General features: G+C 75.1%; 11 protein-coding genes. 6 read left to right on the top strand and 5 right to left on the bottom strand.

Annotation, left to right across the window (positions count from 1 at the left end; genetic code table 11):
- Positions 1–48: 48 nt before the first annotated feature.
- Positions 49–6,216, top strand: coding sequence for a type I polyketide synthase (locus tag GA0070623_RS15235; RefSeq protein ID WP_197699985.1), 6,168 nt, complete (start codon positions 49–51; stop codon positions 6,214–6,216).
- Complete coding sequence (locus GA0070623_RS15230) at positions 6,213–15,083, top strand: type I polyketide synthase (protein WP_157746977.1); 8,871 nt, start codon at positions 6,213–6,215, stop codon at positions 15,081–15,083. The genes GA0070623_RS15235 and GA0070623_RS15230 overlap by 4 nt, the downstream gene beginning before the upstream one ends.
- A 55-nt stretch (positions 15,084–15,138) precedes the next feature.
- Here GA0070623_RS15230 and GA0070623_RS15225 read toward each other — a convergent pair whose 3' ends face one another.
- A complete protein-coding gene (locus GA0070623_RS15225; protein WP_084261089.1) occupies positions 15,139–16,059 on the bottom strand; it encodes an alpha/beta fold hydrolase in 921 nt (306 codons plus the stop codon).
- Between the two features lie 115 nt (positions 16,060–16,174).
- Between GA0070623_RS15225 and GA0070623_RS15220 the strand changes: the two genes are divergently transcribed.
- Positions 16,175–16,384 carry a DUF5988 family protein gene (locus tag GA0070623_RS15220; protein ID WP_067303187.1) on the top strand — a complete coding sequence of 70 codons (210 nt, stop codon included), beginning with the start codon at positions 16,175–16,177 and terminating at the stop codon, positions 16,382–16,384.
- Here the strand turns inward: GA0070623_RS15220 and GA0070623_RS15215 are convergent.
- A complete protein-coding gene (locus GA0070623_RS15215; protein WP_067303184.1) occupies positions 16,350–17,465 on the bottom strand; it encodes a sensor histidine kinase in 1,116 nt (371 codons plus the stop codon). The two genes, GA0070623_RS15220 and GA0070623_RS15215, sit on opposite strands and share 35 nt — an antisense overlap.
- A 162-nt stretch (positions 17,466–17,627) precedes the next feature.
- Positions 17,628–18,311: a TetR/AcrR family transcriptional regulator gene (locus tag GA0070623_RS15210; RefSeq protein WP_067303174.1), complete on the bottom strand. Its 684-nt coding sequence runs from the start codon at positions 18,309–18,311 to the stop codon at positions 17,628–17,630.
- A gap of 227 nt (positions 18,312–18,538) precedes the next feature.
- Between GA0070623_RS15210 and GA0070623_RS15205 the strand changes: the two genes are divergently transcribed.
- From GA0070623_RS15205 to GA0070623_RS15195, 3 genes are all read left to right on the top strand, one after another.
- Entirely contained in the window at positions 18,539–19,912 is a 1,374-nt protein-coding gene (locus tag GA0070623_RS15205; protein ID WP_067303170.1) for a glycoside hydrolase family 6 protein, read from the top strand.
- Between the two features lie 110 nt (positions 19,913–20,022).
- On the top strand, positions 20,023–20,409 hold the full coding sequence (locus GA0070623_RS15200) for a nuclear transport factor 2 family protein (RefSeq protein ID WP_067303234.1): 387 nt from the start codon (positions 20,023–20,025) through the stop codon (positions 20,407–20,409).
- A gap of 210 nt (positions 20,410–20,619) precedes the next feature.
- On the top strand, positions 20,620–21,927 hold the full coding sequence (locus GA0070623_RS15195) for an alpha/beta hydrolase family protein (RefSeq protein ID WP_084261088.1): 1,308 nt from the start codon (positions 20,620–20,622) through the stop codon (positions 21,925–21,927).
- 30 nt (positions 21,928–21,957) lie between these two features.
- On the opposite strand, the gene GA0070623_RS15190 is transcribed toward GA0070623_RS15195, so the two are convergent.
- Both GA0070623_RS15190 and GA0070623_RS15185 read right to left on the bottom strand, forming a co-directional pair.
- Complete coding sequence (locus tag GA0070623_RS15190; RefSeq protein WP_067303166.1) at positions 21,958–22,602, bottom strand: response regulator transcription factor; 645 nt, start codon at positions 22,600–22,602, stop codon at positions 21,958–21,960.
- A gap of 14 nt (positions 22,603–22,616) precedes the next feature.
- Entirely contained in the window at positions 22,617–23,942 is a 1,326-nt protein-coding gene (locus GA0070623_RS15185) for a sensor histidine kinase (protein ID WP_067303233.1), read from the bottom strand.
- Positions 23,943–24,004 lie beyond the last annotated feature (62 nt).

Here is a 24,004-nt window from a genome sequence, read left to right as displayed (position 1 = left end):
GGCCCCACAAGCCCCTTTCCCGTTCGTCGACACCGAGGCGGTCCCGTGATGCATGACAACGACCCTGCCGGCGACCCGACCCAGCTGCTGGCCGTGGTGGGCATGGCCGGGCGGTTCCCGAACGCCCCCGACCTGGACGCGTTCTGGCAGCTGCTGGCCGACGGCGGCGACGCCATCCGGCCGGTGCCGCCGGAGCGTTGGGACGCCACCGCCCAGCTCGACCCGGAGCGGGCGGTGCAGGACGTCGGCGGGTTCCTCGACGACGTCGACCAGTTCGACCCCGGGTTCTTCGGCATCTCCCCCCGGGAGGCCGCGGACATCGATCCGCAGCAACGGCTGATGCTGGAGGTGGCCTGGCGGGCGCTGGAGGACGCCGGCCAGCCGGCCGCCGCCCTGCGCGGCACCCGTACCGGGGTGTACGTCGGCGCGTCCTGGCACGACTACGAGATCCTCCGCAAGGAGCGGGGCGCCACCGCCACCCAGCACAGCACGGTCGGCAACGCCCTGGACGTGATCGCCGCCCGGGTCTCGTACTTCCTGGGGCTCACCGGCCCGTCGCTGGTGGTGGAGACCGGTTGCTCGTCGTCGCTGGTGGCGCTGCACCTGGCCGGCCAGGCGCTGCGCACCGGGGAGATCGACGCGGCGCTGGTCGGCGGGGTCAACCTGATCCTCGCGCCGGACGTCTCGATCGGGCTCACCCACTTCGGCGGGCTGTCCCCGCAGGGCCGGTGCAAGGCGTTCGCCGCGGACGCCGACGGGTTCGTCCGGGCCGAGGGCATCGCCGGGCTGTACCTCAAGCGGCTGGACCGGGCGCTCGCCGACGGCGACCGCATCCAGGGCGTCGTCGTGCGGACCGTGGTGAACAACGACGGCGGCGGGGACAGCCTGGTCACCCCGAACCCGGCCGGCCAGGAGGACCTGCTGCGCCGGGCGTACGTCGAGGGCGGCATCCCGCTGGACCGGCTCGCCTACGTGGAGGCGCACGGCACCGGCACCGGCCGGGGCGACCCGGTCGAGGCCGAGGCGCTCGGCCGGGTCGCCGGTCAGGCGCGGGACACCGCCGTCGGCCCGCTGCCGATCGGTTCGGTCAAGACGAACATCGGGCACACCGAGGCGACCGCCGGCCTGGCCGGGCTGCTCAAGGTGCTGCTCGCGATCCGGCACCGCACCGTGCCGGCGACCCGGCAGCACGGCGAGCTGAACCCGGGCATCGACTTCGCCGGGCTGCGCCTGCGGGTGGCGACCGGCCCGGTGGCGCTCCCCGACGAGCCGGTCTTCCTCGGCGTGAACTCGTTCGGCTGGGGCGGCACCAACGCGCACGTCGTGGTGGCCGACCCGCCGCGCGAGCCGGCCGGCGCGGAACCGGCGTCACCGGCGCTCGGCGTCCCGGCCGTGCTGCCGATCTCCGCGCACTCGTCCGCCGCCCTGGCCGAGCGGGTCCGGCAGGTGCGCGACCTGCTCGCCCACGGCACCGACCCGGCGCAGGTGGCCGGCGCGCTCGCCCACCGGGCGGACCACTTCCCGCTGCGGGTGGCCGCGCTCGCCACCGACACCGCCGCGACGCTGGACCGGCTCGACACCTGGTCCACCGACCACGACGCCGACGTCGACGGGCTGGTCACCGGCCGCGCCGAGCCGGTCGGCCGGGTCGCCTTCGTCTTTCCCGGACAGGGCTCGCAGTGGGCGGCGATGGGCCGCGACCTGTACGCCGCCAGCCCGGTGTTCCGGTCCGTGGTGGACCGCTGCGCGCGGGCCATCGCCCCGCACGTCGACTGGGACCTGGCCGGCGTGCTGTCCGGGGCCGCCGGGACCGGCTGGACGTCCCGGGTGGACATGGTGCAGCCGGCGCTGTGGGCGATGTCGGTGGGGCTCGCCGAGCTGTGGCGGCATGCCGGTGTCACCCCGGACGTGGTGATCGGGCACAGCCAGGGTGAGGTCTCCGCCGCGACCGTCGCCGGGATCCTGTCCTACGAGGACGCCGCACTGGTCGTCGCCACCCGCAGCGCGCTCGCCGTGCGGGCGTCCGGCCGGGGGCGGATGCTCTCCGTCGCGCTCGACCCGGAGGCGGCGCGGGCCGCCCTGGCCGGGTTCGAGGACCTGGTGTCGCTGGCGGTCGAGAACGGGCCGGCCTCCTGCGTACTCTCCGGTGACGGCGACGCCGTGCTCGCGCTGCGCGAGATCCTGGAGGCGGACGGGGTGCACTGCCGGCTGGTCGACGTCGACTACGCCTCGCACAGCCCGCAGATGGACGCGCTCACCCCCGACCTGACCGCCGCGCTCGCCGCGATCACCCCGGTCGACGGGACGGTCGAGCTGGTCTCGACGGTCCGGGGGACCACCCTGTCCGGTCCCGAACTGGACGCGGCGTACTGGGCCGAGAACCTGCGTCGACCGGTGCGCTTCCTGACCACCGTCGAGGAGCTGGTCGCCGGGGGCGTCACCCACCTGGTCGAGATCAGCCCGCACCCGGTGCTGCTGACCGCGATCGAGCAGATCGCCGCGTCGCGCCCGGTGCCGCCCCGGGTGCTGGGCACCCTGCGCCGCGACGCCGGAACGGTGGACGACCTGGCCGCCGCGTTCGCCACCGGGTACGTGGCCGGTCTGGCCCCGCACGCCTACCTGCCGCCGGGCCGGACCGTCCGGCTGCCCGGCATCGCCTGGCAGCGCACCCGGAACTGGACGGAGGGCGGCCGGCGACGCGGCGGCCGGCTCGGGCTCGACGTCACCGTCGTCCCGTCGGCCACCGAGCCCGACCTGTGGCAGGGCGACCTGGAGATCGGCACCGGCAGCCACCCGTGGGTCGCCGACCACCGGGTGCACGACGCGGTGGTGGTACCCGGCGCGGCGATGCTCGCCGTCGCCCTGGCCACCGGCCGGTCCCGTACCGGCCAGGAGCCGACCGTGCTGCGCGACGTGCGGTTCAGCGCCGACCTCACCCTGACCGGCGACGCGCCGGCCCAGGTCGGCGCGCTGTGGCGCGACGACGTCACCGAGGGCGGCTCGTTCACGCTGTGCTCGCTGGCGTCCGACGGCTCCGGCTGGACCACCCACGCCACGGCCCGCGTCCAGCAGTCCGCCGCCACCGCGCCGGTGCCCTTCCCGGCCGGCCTGGTCGGGCAGCCGCCGGTCGGGGCCGACGACTTCTACGCGGCGTGCGAACGGCGCGGGCTGCGCTACGGCCCGGCGCTGCGGGGCGTCCGCCGGGTGTCGGTCGACGGCGCCCGCGCCCTCGGCGAACTGGAGCTGCCGGCGAAGTGCCGGGCCGGCGCGTCGGTCGCCCTGCACCCCGCGCTGTGGGACGCGGCCCTCCAGGTCAGCCTGGCCCTCGACGAGGGCACCGGCACGGTGGTGCCGACCGGGGTGCAGCGGGTCGAACGGCACCGGGCCACCGTGCCGACGGCCGGCTGGTCGTACGCCGAACGACGCGACGACGGCCGGTACGACGTGCACGTGTTCGACGCCGAGCGCGAGCCGGTGCTCAGCATGATCGGCCTGTCCCTCCAGGAGTTGACGCTGACCGCCGGGGACGACCCGGACACGGCGCTGCTGCACCGGCTGGCGTTCCGGCCCGCGCCCAGCCCCGAGCCGGCGACGCTGCCCGGCCGGTGGCTCGTCGCGGGGACCGGTCCGCTGGCCGCCGCCCTGCCCGGGGAGGAGCTGACCGACCCGGCCGGGCTGGTCGCGGCGGAGCCGGCGGGTGTGGTGTTCGTCGTCCCGACCGGCGGGCCGCAGCAGCGTGCCGCGCTGGTCGGGCTCACCGAGCTGACCCGGGCCGCCGCGGCGCTGCCCATGCCGCCGCGGATCGCGGTGGTGACCACCGGGGCCCAGGCGGTCACCGGTGCCGACCTGCCGGACCCGGGGGCCGCCATGTTCTGGGGCTTCACCCGGGTGCTGCGCCGCGAACACCCGGAGCTCGCCCCGACACTGGTCGACGTCGCCGCCGCCGACGACCCGGTCGTGGCGGCGCTCGCCGTGGTCGCCGAGCTGGCCACCACCGACGGCGACGACCAGGTGGTGCTGCGCGGCGTGGACCGCTGGGTGGGCCGGATCGTGGTCGGCCGGGCGGAGCCCGACGAGGAGCCGCCCGCGTGGCGTACCCCGGTGCAGCCCTTCCGCCTGGTGCCGGCGCGACCGGGCCGATGGGACGGCCTGGAGTTCCGGCCGCGTTCCCGGGGCGTCCCGGCCGCCGGGGAGGTGCAGATCGAGGTGACCGCCGCCGCGCTCAACTTCATCGACGTGATGAAGGCGATGGGCACCTATCCGGACCCGGTCGGCGGGGAGCTGCTCGGCGGCGAGTGCGCCGGACGGGTCACCGCCGTGGGCGCCGACGTCACCGGGTTCGCCGTCGGCGACCGGGTGGTCGCCTGCGCGTTCGGTGCCATCGCCTCCCACCTGACGGTCGCCGCCGACCGGGTCCGCGCCCTGCCGCCCGACCTCGACGACGCCGACGCGGCGGCGCTGCCGCTGGTGACGCTGACCGCCTGGTACGCGCTGGCCGACCTGGGCCGGGTGCGGGCCGGCGAGACGGTCCTGGTGCACTCCGCCGCCGGTGGGCTGGGCCTGGCGGCGATCGGCGTCGCCCGGCACCTCGGCGCGGAGGTGCTGGCGACCGCGGGCACCGAGGAGAAGCGGGAGTACCTGCGCGGCCTCGGCGTCCGGCAGGTCTTCGACTCCCGGGACCTGTCCTGGGCCGACGAGGTGCTGGCGGCCACCGGTGGCCGGGGTGTCGACGTGGTGCTCAACTCGCTCACCGGCGCGGCGATCGACGCCGGGCTGGACGTGCTCGCCGAGGACGGCCGGTTCCTGGAGGTCGGCAAGAAGGACGTGTACGCCGGCCGCCGGATCAGCCTGGCCGCGTTCCGCAAGTCGGTCACCGTGGCGGCGATCGACCTGGCCGGCCTGATGGACCGCCGCCCGGAACGGTTCGCCCCGCTGTTCACCGAGGTGTGGGACCTGGTGGTCGCCGGCAAGCTGCCGCGCCTGCCGGTGGCCCGGTACGACTTCGCCGACGCCGCCGACGCGCTGCGCACCATGGCCACCGGTCGGCACATCGGCAAGCTGGTGCTGGTGGATCCGACCACGGTCACCGCCGTGGTGCCGGAGCCGATGCCGGGTGGCCGGTTCCGGGCCGACGGCACCTACCTGATCACCGGCGGCCTGGGCGCGCTCGGCCTGTCGCTGGCCGAGTACGTCGCGGAGCACGGCGGTGGCGCGCTCGCCCTGCTCGGGCGGCGTGCTCCCGACCCGGACGCCGGGGAGCGGATCGCGGCGCTCCGGGCGGCCGGCTGCGACGTCCGGGCGTACCCGGTGGACGTCACCGACCGGGCGGCGGTGGCCGCGGTCCTGGACCAGGTCCGGGCCGGGCAGCCGCCGCTGCGGGGGGTGGTGCACGCCGCCGGTGTCCTCGACGACGCGACGATCGCCACCCTGCGGCCCGAGCAGATCGAGCGCGCGGTGGCCCCGAAGGTGGACGGCGCACGGCACCTGGACGCGTTGACCACCGACGACCCGCTGGACCTGTTCGTGCTCTTCTCCTCGGCTGCCGCCCTGGTCGGCAACGCCGGCCAGGCCGGCTACGCGGCGGGCAACGCCTACCTGGACAGCCTCGCCGAGGCCCGCCGCCGCCGGGGTCGACCGGCGCTGTCGGTCCAGTGGGGACCGTTCGCCGACGTCGGCCTCGCGGCGCAGGACGGCAACCGGGGCGACCGGCTGTCCGAGCGCGGCATGGGCAGTTTCCCGGTCACCCGGGCGTGGCCGGCGCTGGCCCGGTTCCTCGACGACGGCGAACGGGTCGTCGGCTACGTCCCGCTGAACGTACGGCAGTGGTTCGACGCCTACCCGGACACCGCGGCGCTGCCGAGCTGGCAGGAGCTGCGGGCGGACGGGGGCACCGGCGGCGGGGACGGCACGGTGTTCCTGGAACGGCTGCACGGCGCGGCGGCGGACGCCCGGGTGCCGCTGGTGGAGGAGAAGGTGCGGGAGCTGACCGGACGGGTGCTGCGCATCGATCCCGGCGCCGTCGACCAGCAGACCCCGTTCAAGGCGCTCGGGCTCGACTCGCTGATGAGCCTGGAACTGCGCAACCGGCTGGAGTCGGCGTTCGGGCTGAAGCTCTCGCCCACGCTGCTCTGGACCTACGGCACGGCCGGCGCCCTGGCCACCGTGCTGTGCGAGCAACTCCTCGACACCGCTACGGAAACGGAACGAGTGCAGTGACGACGACACCGGGCGGCCCGACGCCGCTGAGCCGTGCCCTGGACACCATCCGCAAACTCCGCCGGCAGCTCGACGAGCAGGGGGGTCGCCAACCGGTCGCGGTCATCGGCGTCGGACTGCGGCTGCCCGGCGGGATCCACACCATGGACGGGTACTGGCAGGCCCTCACCGCGGCCCGCGACCTGATCCGGCCGATCCCGGCGGCCCGTACCGCGCCGTTCGCCGACCAGTGGGCGACGCTGCCCCGCCAGGGCGGGTTCCTCGACGAGGTGCTCACCTTCGACGCCGGGTACTTCGGGATCAGCCCGCGCGAGGCGGTCGCCCTGGATCCGCAGCACCGGCTGCTGCTGGAGGTGGCGGCGGAGGCGCTGGACCACGCGGCCACCCCGCCGGACCGCCTGGGCGACCAGCGGGTCGGCTGCTACGTCGGCATCACCCACCAGGACTACCGGGAGTGGGAGCCGTCGACCGCGGACGCCTACTGGGCCACCGGCAACGGTCACTGCTTCGCCGTCGGCCGGGTCGCGTACGCGCTGGGCCTCACCGGTCCGGCGGTGGCGGTGGACACCGCCTGCTCGTCGTCGCTGGTCGCCCTGCACCAGGCGGTGGCGGCGCTGCGGGCCGGCGAGTGCGACCTGGCCCTGGCCGGTGGCGTCAACCTGATCCTGTCGCCGCGGTCGACCCGGCTGCTCGGTCCGGAGATGGGCGCGCTCGCCCCGGACGGGCGGTGCAAGGCGTTCGACGCCCGCGCCAACGGTTTCACCCGGGGTGAGGGCTCGGTCGTGCTGGTGCTCAAGCGGCTCGACGCCGCGGTCCGGGACGGCGACAACGTGCTCGCCGTGGTCAAGGGCTCCGCGCTCAACCAGGACGGCCGGTCCTCCGGGTTCACCGCGCCGAACGTGCTGGCGCAGACCGCGTTGCTGCGCTCGGCGCTGGCCGACGCCGACCTCACCGCCGCCGAGGTCGGGCTGGTGGAGACGCACGGCACCGGCACGGCGTTGGGCGACCCGATCGAGGTCGAGGCCCTGGCCACGGTGCTCGGACGCCCACGTGGCACGGACGCGCCGCTGCTGATCGGGGCCGCCAAGACGAACCTCGGCCACCTGGAGGCCGCGGCGGGCGTGGTCGGCATCCTCAAGGCGATCCTCTCGTTGCGGCACGGGCAGGTGCCGCCGCTCGTGCACTTCGGCACGCTCAACCCGCGTATCGACCTGACCGGCACCGCGATCACCCTGCCCACCGAGGTGCTGGCCTGGGACGAGGCGGCTACGAACCGGCACGCCGGGGTCAGCTCGTTCGGGATGAGCGGCACGAACGCGCACGTCATCCTCGGCACCGCCGAGTCCGCCGGGGTGACCCCGCCGGCCCGTCCGGCCCCGGAGCAGGTGGCCGGCTTCGAGATCGGCGGGCACACGCCGGAGGCCCTGCGGACGCTCGCCGCCCGCTACCGGGAGCGGTTGGCGACCCTCGACGCGGCGGACTACCCGGCGTTCGCGTACACCGCCGGCCCCGGCCGGCCCCGGCACCGGGTACGCGCCTGGGTGGCCGCCGACGGACCGGCCGCCGCGCTGGAGGCGCTGACCGCGCTGGCCGCGGGTGAGTCGTCGCCCCTGGTGCGGGACCTCGCCGTGGACGCCGAGCCGCCGGCCCCCGCGCCGGCCCGCCGGGTGGTCGACCTGCCGGGCTACCCGTGGCAGCGGCAGCGGTACGCCCCGGTGACGGAGGTTCCGTCCGCGTCGGGCACCCCGCTGCACGAGCTGGCCTGGCTGCCGCTGCCGGAGCCGGGGCGGGTCGAGGGCCGTCCGGTCATGGTGCTGGGTGACGACCCGGAACTGACCGCGCTGATCAGGTCCCGCGCCCGCGCGGCGGGCCGCGAGGTGCTCCCGCCCGGTGCGGCGAGCCCCGCCGAGCCGACCTGCGTGCTGCTGGCGTACGTGGCACCGGCCCTGCCGGCGACCACCGACGACGCCCGGTCGATCGAGGCGACGGCGGCCCTGTGCGCGACGGTCACCGCCACCCTGCGCGAGCTGCCGGCGCACCATCGGGTCGTGCTGCTGACCCGGGGTGCCCGCCGGGTGGGCGGCGACGACGAGGTGCCGGCCACCGGGCACGGCGCGCTGCACGGCCTGGCCCCGGTGCTGGGTCTGGAGTCCGCCGGTTACGCCGGGATCGTCGACCTGCCGGCGCACCCGGACGGGACCGACGTCGACGCCCTGCTGCGGGCGCTGCCCGACGGCGGCCCCGAGGACCTGCTCGCGGTCCGCGACGGGCAGGTGTTCACCGGCCGGCTGCGCGCCTCGGTGCCCGCCGCCGCTGACCCGCAGCCGCTGCGGGCCGACGCGACCTACCTGGTCACCGGGGGGCTCGGCGGGGTCGGCCGGGTGCTCGTCGACGACCTGGTCCGCCGGGGCGTCCGGCACCTGACGCTGCTCGGCCGGCGGCCCGAGGACGCCCTGCCGACCGCCGCGACCGACCTGCTCGTCCGGCTCCGGTCGGCCGGTGTCGACGCGCGCTACGCGGCGGCCGACTGTGCCGACCCGGCGGCGCTGGCCGGGGTGCTGGCCGCCGAGGACCGCCCGGTGGCCGGCGTGCTGCACGCCGCGGGCACGATCGCCCGCACCCCGCTGCCCGAGGTGGACACTGCGGCGTTCACCGGGGCGCTGCGCGCCAAGCTCGCCGGTGCCTGGTGGCTCCACCTGCTCCTGGCCGACCGGCCGCTGGACTTCTTCACCATCGTCTCGTCGGTGTCGGCGCTCTGGGGCACCGACGGTTACGCCGCCTACGCCGCCGCCAACGGCGCGGCCGAGCTGGTGGTCCGGCACCGCGCCGGGCTGGGTCTGCCGGCCGGCACCGTCGCGTACGGGCCGTGGGCCGGCGACGGGATGGTCGACGCCGACGCCCTCGCCGACCTGGCGCGGGGCGGCGTGGGCGCGGTACGGCCCGAGGACGGGGCCGCGGCGTTGGTCGCCCCGGCCACCGGGCCGGAGTCGACCGTCGTGTGCTGCCCGGCCGACTGGGGCCGGCTGGACGCGGTGCTGGCCGGTCGCCGCCCGCGCGCCCTGCTCCGCGAGCTGGCCCCGGTCACCCGACCGGCTGCCGGACCGACCGCCCCGGTCGCCCTGCGGGACCTGCCCGAGCTGGCCCGGCCGGCTGCCGCCCGGGACGCGGTCCGGGACGCGGTGGCCCGGGTGCTGGGCCATCCGTCGACCGCCGGGATCCGCGACGACCAGGGCTTCTTCGACCTCGGGCTGGACTCGATGATGGCGATCGACCTGCTCGACGCGCTCGGTGCCCGGTTCGGGGTCCGGCTGGCGACGGCGGACATCTTCGACCACCCGACGGTGGCCGACCTGGGGGCGTTCGTCCTGGACCGGGTGACCGGCCCGACGACCGCCGAGCCGCAACCGTCGCCGGTGGCGGCGGAGACGGATCCCGCCGGCTCGCCGCCGGTGGCTGCCGGGTCGGATCCGGCCGGCTCGTCGCCGGTGGCAGAATCCCGTCCCGCCGAGCCGTCGCCGATGTCGGCCCGGACGGATCCCGCCGGGTCGTCGCCGGAGGTGGCCGGCGCGGAGCCGCCGCGGCCCGCACCGGCGCGGCCGGTGCCGTCGGACCGGCCCGGGCAGCCGACCCCGGCCGCCGGGCCGATCGCGATCGTCGGCATGGCCGGGCGTTTCCCCGGCGCCGACTCGCTCGACGAGCTGTGGGACCTGCTGACCGACGGCCGTGACGGCGTCGGCCCGGTGCCGGCGGACCGGTGGGACGGTGCCGCCCTGCACGACGCCGACCAGATAGGGGCCGGCACCATCACCACCGACCAGGGCGGTTTCCTCCGGGACGTGGACCGGTTCGACGCCGCCTTCTTCGACATTCCGGGCCGGGAGGCGGAGAGCCTGGACCCGCAGCAGCGGCTGCTGCTGGAGACCGCCTGGCACGCGTTCGAGGACGCCGGTGTCGACCCGCGCAGCCTGCGGGGCAGCCGTACCGGCGTGTTCGTCGGCATTTCCAACAGCGACTACGCGCGCCTGCTGGAGCGGGGCGGCCTGGACGGGCTGGACGCCTACTTCGGCACCGGCACCGCGCTCAACGCGGCGGCCGGTCGGCTCAGCTATCTCTACGGGTTCGAGGGCCCGGCGATGGCGATCGACACCGCGTGCTCGTCGTCGCTGGTCGCGCTGCACCTCGCGATCCGGTCCCTGCGGTCGGGGGAGTCGCAGACGGCGCTGGTGGGCGGGGTGAACGTCATCGCCGCGCCGGCCGCCTCGGTGGCGGTCAGCCGGGCGCACATGCTCTCGCCGACCGGGCGCTGCCGCACGTTCAGCGCCCAGGCGGACGGCTTCGTCCGCTCCGAGGCGGTGGCCATGGTGGTGCTCAAGCCGCTCGACGCGGCCCGGCGGGCAGGTGACCGGGTCCTCGCGGTGCTGCACGGCAGCGCGGTCAACTCCGACGGCGCGTCGACCGGGCTGACCGCCCCGAACGGGCGGGCGCAGCAGGCGGTGATCCGGTCGGCGCTGGCCGATGCCGGGGTCGACGGGGCCGAGGTCTCCTACCTGGAGGCGCACGGCACCGGGACGGCCCTCGGCGATCCGGTCGAGGTCTCCGCCGCCTGGCGGGTGCTCGGCTCCGGCCGGCGACCCGACGACCCGCTCCACGTCGGATCGGTGAAGAGCAACGTCGGGCACTGCGAGTCGGCGTCCGGCCTGGTGTCGCTGGCCAAGACGGTGCTCGCCCTGCGGCACGACCGGATCCCGGCCGACCTGCACTACACCGAGCCGAACCCGCAGATCGACTGGGCCGGCATGAACGTCCGGGTGGTGGACCACGCCCTGCCGTGGCCGGCGGGACGCGGCCGGCGGCTGGCCGGGATCTCGGCGTTCGGCTTCTCCGGCACGAACGCGCACGTGATCGTCGGCGCGGCACCGGCCGAGGAGCCACCGCCGGCCGGCCGCCCGCCGTTCGTCCTGCCGCTGTCCGGGTCGGACCCGGCGGGCCTGGAGCGGGTGACCGCCGCCTGGCGCGACGTGCTCGCTGGTGACCCGGCCGAGGAGCGGGTGGCCGCGCTGACCGCGCTTGCCGGGGCCGGACGGTCCCACCTGCGTGCCCGCCGTGCGGTCGTCGGCCGCACCGGCGCGGACCTGCTCGCCGGGTTGTCGGGTCCGCCGCCGGAGGTCGGCACCGGCCGGCCGCCGCGGGTGGCGTTCCTCTTCTCCGGCCAGGGCAGCCAGTACTTCGGGATGGCCCGCGAGCTGTACGAGACCGAGCCGGTGTTCCGGGAGCGCTTCGACGCGTGCGACGCGGTGCTCACCCCGCAGCTCGGTGCCCCGCTCACCGAACTGCTCTGGACCGGAGCCGACCGGGAGCGGATCCACCAGACCGTGGTGACCCAGCCCGCGCTGGTCGCCCTTCAGGTGTCACTGGCCGCCCTGTGGGCCTCCTGGGGGGTCACCGCGACCGCCGTGCTCGGCCACAGCGTCGGCGAGATCTCCGCCGCCGTCCACGCCGGGGTGCTCGACCTTGCCGACGGCCTGTTCCTGGTCAGCCGGCGCTCCCGGCTGATGCAGGGGTCCGCCCCGGGCGCGATGGTGGCGGTGACGGCCACCGAGGCCGAGGTCGCCGACCGGATCGCCGGCCAGCCGCTGGACGTCGCCGCGGTCAACGGGCCGCGCGCCGTCGTGGTGGCCGGCCCGGCCGACGCCGTGGACACCTTCGCCGCCGCCTGCCGGGCCGACCGGATCGGGACGCAGCGCCTGGTCGTCTCGCACGCCTTCCACTCCTGGCTGATGGAGCCGGTGCTCGACGAGTTGCGGTCGGCGGTCGCCGGGGTGACGCACCGGCCGCCGGTGCTGCCGATCGTGAGCAACGTGACCGGTCGGCCCGCCGAGGGCTACGACGCCGACTACTGGGCCCGGCACGTCCGGCAGCCGGTGCGCTTCGGCGCCGGGGTGGAGGCGCTGCGTGACCTCGGGGCCGACGTGTTCGTCGAGATCGGACCGGGGCGTACGCTCACCGGCCTGGTGACCGCCGGCGGTCTGCTGCCGGCCGGAGGCGCGTTGCCGTCGATGCGGCGCGGGGCGTCCGACCGGGCCGTCCTGCTCGACGCGGTGGCCCGGCTGTACGAGCTGGGGCAGCCGATCGAGTGGGCCGCGGTGCAGGGCCGGGCGACCGGGGCGGCACCGGTCTACCCGTTCGCCGACACCCGGTTCTGGGTGAAGTCGGCCCCGGCCCGGCCGTCGCCCGCGCCGGCCGGCACCGGAGCGCACTGGGGTACCGAGGTCCAGTCGCCCGCGCTGCGCAGCGCCCGGGTCTTCGAGTTCCCGCGTACCACCGCGTTCCCGGCCTACCTCACCGACCACCGGCTGTACGACACGGTGGTCACCCCGGCCGCGTCGCATCTGGCGACCGCGCTGTCCGCGCTCGCCGGGGACGGCGCGGCGCTGACGCTGACCGACATGGTCTGCCCGAGGGCGTTGGTGGTCGCCGAGGGTGAGGAGTACCGGGTGCAGCTGGTCGCCGACACCGCGACCGGTCACCTCGCCGTGCACAGCCTGCTCGACGACGAGCGGCGGCAGTGGCAGGAGCACCTCTCCGGTCGGTTGACGGCCGACGGGGCGGGCCGGGCGGCCCCGACGGAGACGGACCGGGGGGAGTTCGTCAGCGGTGCCGACCGGCACCTCTCCGGGGCGGCGTTCTACGCCTACTTCGCCGCCCTCGGCTACACCCTCGGCCCGTCCTTCCGGTGGATCGCCGACGTGTGGATCCGGGGTGGGGAGGCCCTGCTCCGCTACGCGCCACCGGCGCTGCCCGACGACCCGGCGTGCTACGAGCTGTATCCGGGTCTCATCGACTCGTGCTTCCAGAGCATCGCCGGGTTCCTGGTCGACGACCGGGTCGCCGAGGCCGCGTCGCTGGCCATCCCGTTCTCGGCGGCCCGGATCACCTTCCCGGCCGGACCCCGGCCGACCGGCGAGCTGTGGGGGCACGTCCGGGTGCGTTCGGCCGAGCCGCTGGCCGGCGGGCGCAGCCGGGTGGACGCCGCCGACCTGCACCTGTTCACCGCCGGTGGCGAGAGCCTGATGGTGGTGGACGACTTCCGGGTCCGGCACGCGCCGCGCGAGCTGCTGCGGCAGAGCCTGCGTGAGGAGCGGTCCCACCTGTACGCGGTGGACTGGACCCCGGTGGAGGTCGCGGAGCGCCCGGTCGGGCGGCGGCACGTGGTCGGGCTGACCGGCACGGGTGCCTTCGTCGACGAGCTGGCCGCCGCCCTGCGCCGCGCCGGGCACACCGTGACCCCGGACGGCCCGGCCGACCTGGTGGTGGACGCCCGGTGGGTCGAGTCCGACCGGGTGGAGCCGCTGGCGGCGGTCCGGGAGTTGGCTGCGGCACTGCGTGCCGGCCGCCCGGCGGTGCCGTACGCGGTGCTCGCCCCGACCGGCCCGGGCGGGGCGCCGCTGCGGGAGACGCTGTGGGGTCTGCTCGCCGCACTGGAGGCTGAGGAGCCGGACCGTCGGCTGCTGCGCGTCGAGACCGACCGGACGGCGGTGGACCGGTTGGCGGCGACGCTGACCGGCGCGGTCGACGACGGGTGCGCCGAGCCCCGGTTGCGGGTGTCCGCCGGAGCGGTCACCGGCGCCCGGCTGGTGCCGGCGCGACCGCGGTCCGCCGGTCGTGGCTGGCCGTCCGGGGCGCTGATCACCGGTGGTCTGGGGGCGCTCGGCCTGAGCACCGCCCGGCTGCTGGTCGAGCGGGGGACCAGGGCGCTCACCCTGGTGGGCCGGTCCGCGCCGGGTGCGGGTGCGCGCCGGGTCCTGGACTCGCTCACCGGGCAGGGGGTCCGGATCGAGGTGGTACGGGGTGACGTCGCCGATCCCCGGGTGTGCGCCGAGGCGGTGGCCGCCGCCGACCGGCTCGGTCCGCTCGACGCCGTCCTGCACCTGGCGGGGTCGACCGCCGACGGCGCGTTCGGCACGGCGGCGCCGTCGGCGTACGACGGGGTCTTCGCCGGCAAGGTGGACGGCGCGGCGGCGCTCGCCGCGGCGCTGCGGGGTCGGGAGCTGGGCGCCTTCGTGCTGTACTCCTCGGTCTCCTCGGTGCTCGGCTCGGCCGGGCAGACCGGCTACGCCGCCGCCAACGGCTACCTGACCGGTCTGGCCGAGGCGCTGCGGGCCGAGGGCGTCCGGGCGGTGAGCATCGCCTGGGGGCCGTGGGTGCCGGACGGCGAGCAGGGCCTGGCCGGCACCGACGTGGTACGGCGGGCTTCCGAGCGGTACCACGTCCGCCCGTTGGGCGACGAGGACGCCGCGCCGGTCCTGGCGGCGGCGCTGGACAGCGACCTGCACCGGTTGGTCGCGGTCGCGGTCGACCTTCCCCGCTACGCCGCGCTGGTCGCCGGCCATCCCCGGGCGGCCCTGGTGGCGGCCTCGGCGGCACCGGCGTCGGCCGCCCCCCGCGACGCCGCGACGCCGCCGTCGGGGTGGCTCGGGGAGCGGGTGGCCGACCTGGCGGAGGCGGACGCGCCGGGGGTGCTGCGCGACGCGGTGGCGACGATGGTGGCGGAGACGCTGGGCAGTCCGGTGCCGGTGGACGAGCACTCAGGCTTCGCCGACCTGGGCCTCGACTCGATCATGGCGATCGACCTGCGGACCCGGTTGGCGTACGGCCTGGGCCGGGAACTACCGGCGACGGTGGCGCTCGACCACCCGACGGTGGTGGCCCTCAGCGCCTACCTGACCACGGAACTGTTCGGTGCCCGGACGCCGGAGCCGCCGTCTCCGGCGCGTCCGGCGGTCGGCCCTGACGACGCCGTGCTGTCCGAGTTGTCCCTCGACGACCTGGTCGCCGCGGCCCGCGAGGACCTCGCGGCCGGCTGGTGAGGCACGGGGAAGCCCGGTCACCGCGAGGGTGACCGGGCTTCCCCGTGCCGGGGGTTCAGCGGCCGGCGAGGGCGGCCACGCCGCCGACCACGTCGGCCCAGAGCGCCCGGGGGAGGACGCCGTGCCCGTACCCGGGGAAGGTCATCAGCCGGGCGCCCGGGATGGCCTCGGCGGTGGCCCGACCACCGGCGACGTTCCAGATCCGGTCCGCCTCGCCGTGCACCACCAGTGCCGGGACGCGGAGTTCGGCGAGCTGGGCGCGGCGGTCCCGGGAGGCCATCAGCGCGGCCTCGTGCCGCAGCCGGCCGGCCTGGTCGTAGGCCCGGTCGAAGGCGATCCGGCCGCGTTCCCGCAGCCAGCGTTCGTCCATGTCGTACCCGGGGGAGCCGATCAGGTCGAACAGGTCGACCATCAGCTGCCCGGCCTGCTCCCCGTTCTCGACCGGCCGGTCCTGCAGCTTCTGCAGGCGCATCGCGGTACGCATGCTGAGCCGGCCGATCCGGGGCGACGCGGTGGCCGAGATCGAGGTCAGGCTGAGCACCCGCCCGGGGTGGTCGATCGCGATCTGCTGCGCGATCATCCCGCCGAGGGAGATGCCGACGACGTGCGCGCGCGGCCAGCCCAGCGCGTCGAGCACGGCGACCGCGTCGCCGGCCATGTCCGGCAGCCGGTACGCCGCCCTGCCCGGCCGCAGCATCATCCGCAGGATGGTGGGCCGGCCGGCCTCGTGCAGGTGGGTCGAGGCGCCCACGTCGCGGTGGTCGAACCGGGCGACCGTGAAACCCCGGCCGGCGAAGGCGGCGCACAGGTCGTCGTGCCACATGATCATCTGCATGCCGAGACCCATGACGAGCAGCAGCGGCTCACCGTCGGGGCGGCCGAGACTCTCGTACGCGATATGGATGCCACCCGGGCGACCGGCGTGCGGCGACACCGCCGTGCCGGTCAGGCGGGCCTGCCCTGATTCGGTCGTCATGCCTGAAGGGTCCTCCGGCGCGCTTGAGCCGGAATCGAGTCACCGGGTCAAGCCGCACTCCAGACCCCGTGCATAGCGTGAGCAGCACAGACAGTTGCTCATCGAAGGGGTCACGATGGACGATCAGCAGCCCACCGTCGTCGCCGTGCTCGATGGCGGTCCGACCGACATTCCGGTCATGATGCGGACCTGTCACGTCACCGGCGACGCGGACAGGGTGAAGCTCCCGTGGCTCAACGGGTACGAGCACTTCCACCGGACGGCCGCGGGGGCGGACGGCCGGACGGTGTTCACCTGGGTCGGCCGAACGCGGATCGCCGAGTAGCGGTCGAGTCCGCGAACTGCGGGTTGGCCGGGATCCGGGCGGTCACCACGAAGCGGCCGTCGCGGGGGCCGACCTCCAGCTCGCCCCCCACGATGTCGATGCGCTCGGCGAGCCCGGTGAGCCCGGTGCCGTACGAGAAGGGCTGGTCGAGCGCGCCGCCCGCCCCGTCGTCGGCGACCTGCACGACGAACGTGTCGCCCTCGTCGACGACCGTGATCCAGCACCGTTGCGCCGAGGCGTGCCGGATCACGTTCGTCGTCGCCTCCCGCACCACCCATCCGGCCGTCTCGTTGGTCGGCCGCGGCAGGGACAGCGGACCGGCCACCGTCACCGTCACGCCGCAGGCGGTCAGCAGGGCCTCGGAACTCTCCGCCTCGGCCCGCAGCCACACCGTGCGGTAGCCGGAGACGGCCGCGCGCACCTCCGCCAGGGCGTCCCGGGCGGTGGCGCTCACCTCGAGGATCTCGTTGACCGCCCGATGCGGATCCCGGACGACCATCTGGGCGGCGATCTCGGCCTTCAGGGTGACCGCGGAGAGTCGTTGCCCGAGGATGTCGTGCAGGTCGCGGGCGATGCGCAGCCGTTCCTCGGCGACCGCCAGGTGGGTCAGCTCGGTGCGCGCCTCCTGCAACTGCATGGACGTCTCGATCTGCTTGTAGACGGCCACCTGGGTGGCTCCGACGATCACCAGCAGGACCAGGAGCACGACGATCGAGCTGCGTTCGGCGTGCAGGATGAACTGGGCGACGAGGGTGCAGGAGCCGATGAGGGCGGTCAGGACCACCGGCCACCAGCGCAGCGGGAAGTTGATCAGCAGCATGATCGCGGCGAAGACGCCCAGACCGGAGAACCAGTCGTAGTGCAGGGTGGGGACCATCAGCGCGCCCAGGGCCAGGGTGAGCAGGACGGTCAGCGGCGCGCGGTTGCCGTGCATCTGCGGGGTGTTGCGAATTATCACCCGGCAGTAGCCGGCGGCGAAGGCCAACAGTACGGGTAAGAGCCAGATCGACGTGCGGGTGATCGCGCCGACCGGATACGCGAGGAAGAGGAGGCAGGACAGACTGAAGAACCGAACCTGCATACCTCGTCGTCGAATCGTCCAATCGCGATGGAAGACGCGCACGGTTCATTCAATCACAAAGTCCACGATGGATCTCTGTACCGAGTTTTACCACCGATGGACCGGCGGGTGTCGGCGCGCGGACGGCCCGGCGGCCCGGGGGCCGGCCGGTGCCGGACCGGGTCAGGCCGTGAGACCGGCCAGGGTGGCCGCCTGGCCGAGCTGGAAGCTGAAGAAGCCGCGCCGGTCCCGGTCGACCGAGTTGGCCAGCTGGCCGAACAGCTCGGCGTTGACCGCGCCGCAGAGCATGAAGAACATCGTCGCGCTGTCGGCGAGGAGCCGCGGCGGCATGTCGTCGCCGAACCGGGCTGCCACCGAGGCCAGTTCCGTGGCGAACTCCCCGGTGAGTGGCTCGCCGAGCTCCAGGCGGCCGGCCCGCAGCGCCTCCTGGAGGATCCGCCCGATCAGCAGGACGACCCGGGCACCCGGACCGATGGTGTCCTCCGGCGCGCGGTAGCCGGGCACCGGGCTGCCGTAGATCAACGCCCACTCGTGCGGGACCGCCAGGGCGCGGTCGCGGACGGCGTGCCCGACGGCGAGCCAGCGGGCGAGCCCCGGCTCGGCGCTCTCGGCGGCCTTCTCGGCGCTCTCCCCGAGGGCGTCGTACGCGTCGATGATCAATGCGGTGAGGAGGTCCTCCCGGCTGGGGAAGTAGCGGTAGACCGCGGACGAGGCCATGCCCATGTCGCGGGCGACGGCGCGCAACGACAGGTTGGCGCCGTCGGCGGCCAGGTGACGCCAGGCCACCGCCTTGAGCTCGGTGACGATCTCGGCCCGGACCCGGGCGCGGAACCCCGATGCCTTCATAGTTGTTAACTGTAGCACTGCTCTGGTTTCGGGCGACTGCTCGCAATGCGGTCGGTTGCCCCGGGTGGGGTGGCCCGGCCCGGTCCGGCGTCGGTCCGCCCCGCCGGCCACATTGCTGACCGATTGACAAGCGTGCACGTCTTGGCAGCGGGGTCCGCCTCCGCTAACGTCCATGGGAACGCTCCCATGAACTTAGATACATCAATGTGATCAGGAGGAAACACGTCGTGGCTATCCTCTTCCGCCGCCGGAGATCAGCGGCCGTCAGCGTGGCAGCCGTGGCCGGTGCCACCGTTGCCGCCGTCTGTATGACGGCCGGCGGCGCGTCCGCCGGCACCCTGTCCGGACCGCTCTACCGCGACCCGAGTTCGGCCGTCGTCCGCTGGGTCGCCGCCAACCCCGGCGACTCGCGTGCCGCGGTCATCCGCGACAAGATCGCGAGTCAGCCGCAGGCCCGCTGGTTCGCCAACTTCAACCCGTCGACAGCGCAGTCCGAGGCCGCCTCGTTCGTCGGGGCCGCCAACGCGGCGCAGCAGATCCCGGTGATGGCGGTTTACCAGATCACCAACCGGGACTGCGGGGGAGCCAGCGCCGGCGGGGCGCCGGACCTCAACCAGTACCAGACCTGGGTGTCCAACTTCTCCCGGGGACTGGGCAACCGGACGGTCATCATCATCCTGGAGACCGACTCCCTCGCCCTGCTGACCTGCCTGAACAGCAACGAGATCAACGCCCGTAACCAGGCGATCTCGACCGCCACCCGGACCATGAAGTCGGCCAACCCCAACGCCAAGGTGTACCTGGACGCCGGCCACTCCACCTGGAACAGCGCCAACGAGACCGCCAACCGGCTCCGGGCGGCCGGGGTGCAGTACGCCGACGGCTTCTTCACCAACGTGTCGAACTACAACCCCACCTCCAGTGAGGCGAACTTCGGCCGGTCGGTCATCTCCGCCCTCAACGGCATGGGCATCTCGGGCAAGCGTCAGGTCATCGACACCAGCCGCAACGGCGGCGCCAGCGGGGACTGGTGCGGCGACGACAACACCGACCGGCGCATCGGGCAGTACCCGACGACCAACACCGGCGACAACAACATCGACGCGTACCTCTGGGTGAAGCCGCCGGGCGAGGCGGACGGCTGCCGCTACACGGCCGGCTCGTTCCAGCCGGACCTGGCCTTCAGTCTGGCCAACGGCGCACCCAACCCGCCGACCACCACCCCGCCGACCACGGCGCCGCCGACCACGGCACCGCCGACGACCGCGCCGCCGACCACGGCTCCGCCCACCACCCCGCCGCCGGCAGGCAACGGCTGCACCGCGTCGGTGACGGTCAACCAGTGGTCGGGCGGGTTCACCGCGGACGTAAAGGTCACCGCGGGCGACACCGGCCTCAACGGCTGGACCGTGACCGTCAACCTGCCCGGCGGTGCCGCCGTCACCAGCGCCTGGAGCGCCCAGAACAGCGGTACCAGCGGAACCGTCCGGTTCACCAACGTGAGCTACAACGGCCAGGTCGGAGCCCGGCAGTCGACCAACTTCGGCTTCCAGGGCACCGGGACCGGCCCGGGCAGCACGGCCACCTGCGCGGCCAGCTGACCCCTCCGGCACCGACGGCCCGGCGCGGAGGACCCTCTCCGCGCCGGGCCACCGTCGCCCGGCACCCGTCCCCGCCACCGGTCCGCGAGCTAGACTGGAGAGTGGACCTCATGCATCAGGAAATCTTCGAACGGTACGTGTACGCCGGTGCGGTCACCCGGGATCCGGACGCGATCGCCGCGATGTTCACCGAGGACGGTGTGTACGACGCACCGCTGGCACCGGAGGGTCACCCGCTGCACGGCCGCCTGGTCGGCCGCGAGGCGATCCGGTCCGGACTCCGGAGGTACCACCGGCAGCCGGCCCACCGTGGCACGGTGCACCCGGAAGGATCCGGCTACGTCCTGCACGACACCCCGGATCCCGACGTGTTCATCGCCGAGGTCGACGTCGCGTTCGACGGGGCCGACGGGCGGCGCACGACGATGTCGCTCGTGCAGATCTTCCGCCTCCGCGCCGGGCGGATCGCCGTGCTCCGCGACTACTTCACCGAGTAACCGTCCCCGCCGCCGACGGTCGACCGCGCCGGCCGCACCGGGCCGCCGACGACGGCCCGGGACGGCTGCCCGTCCGGTGCCGGCGGGCTGGGGGTTACCACCCCCCGCGAGGCGGGTGGAAGCCGCCTTCTACCGGCCCTGTCGCGCTCCTAGCGTGAAACCGACGAAGGGCGGCCGCTGGGGCAGCCCTGGTTTCCTGAGGAGCCGCTCATGGCATGGGGATTCCGGACCGCAGTGCTCGCCACGGTGATCGTCGGCTGCGTGACGGTCGCCCACCCGGCACCGTCCTCCGCCTCCGGCACCGTCGCACCGCGGGCTGAGCAGCGAGCCGACGGCCCGGCCCGGCTGCGGCTGCCGACGCCGACGGGGCCCCACCCGGTGGGTACCGTCGACCTGCACCTGGTCGACCGCTCCCGCACCGACCCGTGGACGGCCACCCCGGCCCCCCGCGAGCTGATGGTCAGCGTCTGGTACCCGGCCACCGGGGTGGACCGCTTCCCACCGGCACCCCACATGCTGCCCGGCGCGGCGGCCCACTTCGGTGGCGCCGCCGGTGTCGGGGCCGGCCTGTACGGCATCCCGGCGGGCGCGGTGGACTTCGCCGCCACCCGGACCAGCGGCCACCGGGGCGCACCGCTGGCGCGAAGCGGGCGGCCGTACCCGGTGGTGTTGTACTCCCCCGGGGCCGGCGACCCGCGGACCTGGGGCACCACCCTGGTGCAGGACCTGGCCAGCCGCGGATACGTGGTGGTGACCATCGACCACACCTACGAGGTGTCCGAGGTGGAGTTCCCCGACGGCCGCGTCGTCAGCACCCTGTTGCCGCAGCTGTTCGAGCAGGCGCAGCAGCCCGACGACTTCCAGCGACTCGGGGCGCGGGTGTTCGACACCCGGCTCGCGGACACCCGCTTCGTGCTCGACCAGCTGGCGGCCCTCGACCGGGGGGCGAACCCGGACGCGGCAGACCGACCGCTGCCCCGGGGCATGGCGGGTGCCCTGGACCTGAGCCGGACGGGCATGTTCGGCGTCTCCGCCGGCGGAATGACCGCCCTGCAGGCGATGAGCGACGACCCCCGCATCAGGGCCGCGATCGACATGGGCGGCAGCATCGAGTCGCCGATCATGCCGGACGCCCTCGCCCTGTGGCCGGTCACGCGCACCGGCCTGGACCGGCCGTTCATGCTCATGGGCGACGTCGAGACCGACCACCGCCGGACGACGTCCTGGCGGATGCTGTGGGACAACAGCACCGGTTGGCGCGTCGACCTGCGGCTCGACGGCGCGAAGGGCGAGAACGCCTACAAGGACGCCGTGCCGCTGATCCCGCAGATCGCCCGGCAGCTCGACCTCCCCGACAGCTTCGTCACCGACGCCCTGGGCACCATCGCGCCGGCCCGGGCCGTCCGCAGCCAGGAGACCCTGGTCACCGCCTTCTTCGACAGGTGGCTGCGCGGCCGGGCCGGTCACGTGCTGGACGGTCCGTCACCCCGACTGCGCGACGTCGTGTTCGTCCCCTGACGCCAGCGCCGCGGGTCCGGCCGCGTACGGTCAGCCGCCGAGATGACGCAGGACGGCCAGCACCCGACGGTTGTCGCCGTCGGAGGCGGGTAGCCCGAGCTTCGCGAAGATGTTCGCCACGTGCTTCTCCACCACCCCGGGGGTGATGGCGAGTGCCGCCGCGATACCGGCGTTGGACCGGCCCTCGGCCATCGACGAGAGCACCTCGCGCTCGCGGGGGGTCAGCGACGCCAGCCCGAGCGTGTCCCGCCCGGCCCGCATCAGGTGGCCGACCACCTCCGGATCCAGCGCGGTGCCGCCGGCCGCCACCCGGGTCAGCGCCTCCACGAAGTCGGCGATGTCGGCGACCCGGTCCTTGAGCAGGTAACCGACCCCGCTGGGCCGGTCGGTGAGCAGCCGGGTGGCGTAGCGGGTCTCCACGTACTGGGAGAACACCAGCACCCCGACACCGGGGTGGTCGCGGCGGATGTCGATCGCGGCGCGCAACCCCTCGTCGGTGTGTGTGGGCGGCATCCGAACGTCGACCACGGCCACGTCCGGCACCACGGCGGCGACCGTGGCCCGCAGCGTGTCCGCGTCGGCCACCGCCGCGCACACGTCGAAGCCACGGTCGGTGAGCAGCCGGACCAGACCCTCGCGCATCATCGCGGAGTCCTCCGCGATCACCACCCGCATGTCGTCTCCTCCGCTCACACCTGTGTGGGTAGCTCGATCTCGACCCGGGTCGGCCCGCCGACCGGGCTGTGTACCCGCAGCCGACCGTCCACGACGCTGATCCGGCGGGCCAGCCCGGTCAGGCCGGCGCCGGCCGGGTCCGCCCCGCCGGTGCCGTCGTCCGTGACACTCAGGGTCAGGCGGCGACCGGAGCCGAGGACTCCGAGCCGGACCCGGGTCGCGCCGCTGTGCTTGGCCGCGTTCGTGAGCAGCTCGGCGGCGCAGAAGTAGGCGATGGTCTCGATGGCGGGCGCCGGACGGTCGGTCAGCTCGACCGTCACCGTGACCGGGACCGCGCTGTCGGTGGCGAGGGTCGCCAGCGCGTCGTCGAGGCCGTTGTCGAGCACCGGCGGATGGATGCCGCGGACCAGGTCGCGCAGGTCCGCGAGGGCGTCCTTCGCGCCCCGGTGGGCGAGCGCGACCAGCTCGCGGGCCTGCGCGAGGTCGGGGGGTGGGCCGTCGACGCCGAGCTTCTCGGTGGCCATGCCGAGGTGCATGGCCAGCGTCGCCAGCCGGATCTGCGCTCCGTCGTGGAGGTCCCGTTCCAGCCGGCGCATCATGGTGGCCGCGTCGTCGATCGCCTGTGCGCGGCTGGCCCGCAGCTCGCGTACCTGCTCGGCGAGCGGGGGCGGACCCAGCAGCCGGCGCATCGCCGCCACGTCCGCCACCGTGCCGGCCCGCATCACCCACGGCGCCACCAGGAGCATGGCGAGACCGGCCGCCGCGACGAGGAACGCGCCGGCGAGGGTCCGCGCGCCGAGGACGCCGAACGGGGTGAACGCCCACACCGGCCCGAGCCGGGTGCCGGGCGGGTGGTTGCGGAACAGCGGCCACCACAGCGGGTAGCTGAGGTTGACCGGCCCGAAGACGTAGCAGAACACGCCGTAGCCCTGCGGGACGGCCAGCGGCACCTTGAGCAGGGCGTATCCGGCGGCCCGCCAGCCCGGCCCGTCGGCGACCAGCGCGCCGGGCCGCCGTGAGGGGCGGGGTGGCGGGGCTGCCACGTGCACGTCGAGCAGTCGGGCCGCGAGCCGGCGGTACCCGGCTCCCGTCGCGCGTCCGGTCGGGGCGACCAGGACGACCAGGAGCGCGACGGTGAGCGGGAGCAGCACCAGGAACAGCGGCGCGACGACGGGCGCGGGCTCGCGGGCCAGGGCACCGGTGGCCGAGAGGACGAGGACGCCCAGGGCGGGCACGAGCACCGGTACGGCCAGGACCGCGACCGCGCTGAGCACCCCGACCACACAGAACACGGCCTGACGGAGGACAGCTGCGGTGAACGGGGCGCGCAGCACGGTCATCGACCCATTGTCGCCGCCCCCGCCGCCGCCGTCACCACCACCACGACCGCCCCCGTCGTCGG

The sequence above is a fragment of the Micromonospora rifamycinica genome (assembly GCF_900090265.1).
In the GTDB taxonomy this organism is placed as follows: Bacteria; Actinomycetota; Actinomycetes; order Mycobacteriales; family Micromonosporaceae; genus Micromonospora; species Micromonospora rifamycinica.
Note: the sequence above shows the minus strand (reverse complement) of the source record. Positions and strands in the feature narration are given on the sequence as shown.

Coding starts and splice junctions, on each gene's coding strand:
- GA0070623_RS15235 (WP_197699985.1), top strand. CDS start 49: ATGCATGACAACGACCCTGCCGGCGACCCGACCCAGCTGCTGGCCGTG.
- GA0070623_RS15225 (WP_084261089.1), bottom strand. CDS start 16,059: ATGACGACCGAATCAGGGCAGGCCCGCCTGACCGGCACGGCGGTGTCG.
- GA0070623_RS15195 (WP_084261088.1), top strand. CDS start 20,620: ATGGCATGGGGATTCCGGACCGCAGTGCTCGCCACGGTGATCGTCGGC.
- GA0070623_RS15200 (WP_067303234.1), top strand. CDS start 20,023: ATGCATCAGGAAATCTTCGAACGGTACGTGTACGCCGGTGCGGTCACC.
- GA0070623_RS15185 (WP_067303233.1), bottom strand. CDS start 23,942: ATGACCGTGCTGCGCGCCCCGTTCACCGCAGCTGTCCTCCGTCAGGCC.
- GA0070623_RS15210 (WP_067303174.1), bottom strand. CDS start 18,311: ATGAAGGCATCGGGGTTCCGCGCCCGGGTCCGGGCCGAGATCGTCACC.
- GA0070623_RS15190 (WP_067303166.1), bottom strand. CDS start 22,602: ATGCGGGTGGTGATCGCGGAGGACTCCGCGATGATGCGCGAGGGTCTG.
- GA0070623_RS15220 (WP_067303187.1), top strand. CDS start 16,175: ATGGACGATCAGCAGCCCACCGTCGTCGCCGTGCTCGATGGCGGTCCG.
- GA0070623_RS15215 (WP_067303184.1), bottom strand. CDS start 17,465: ATGCAGGTTCGGTTCTTCAGTCTGTCCTGCCTCCTCTTCCTCGCGTAT.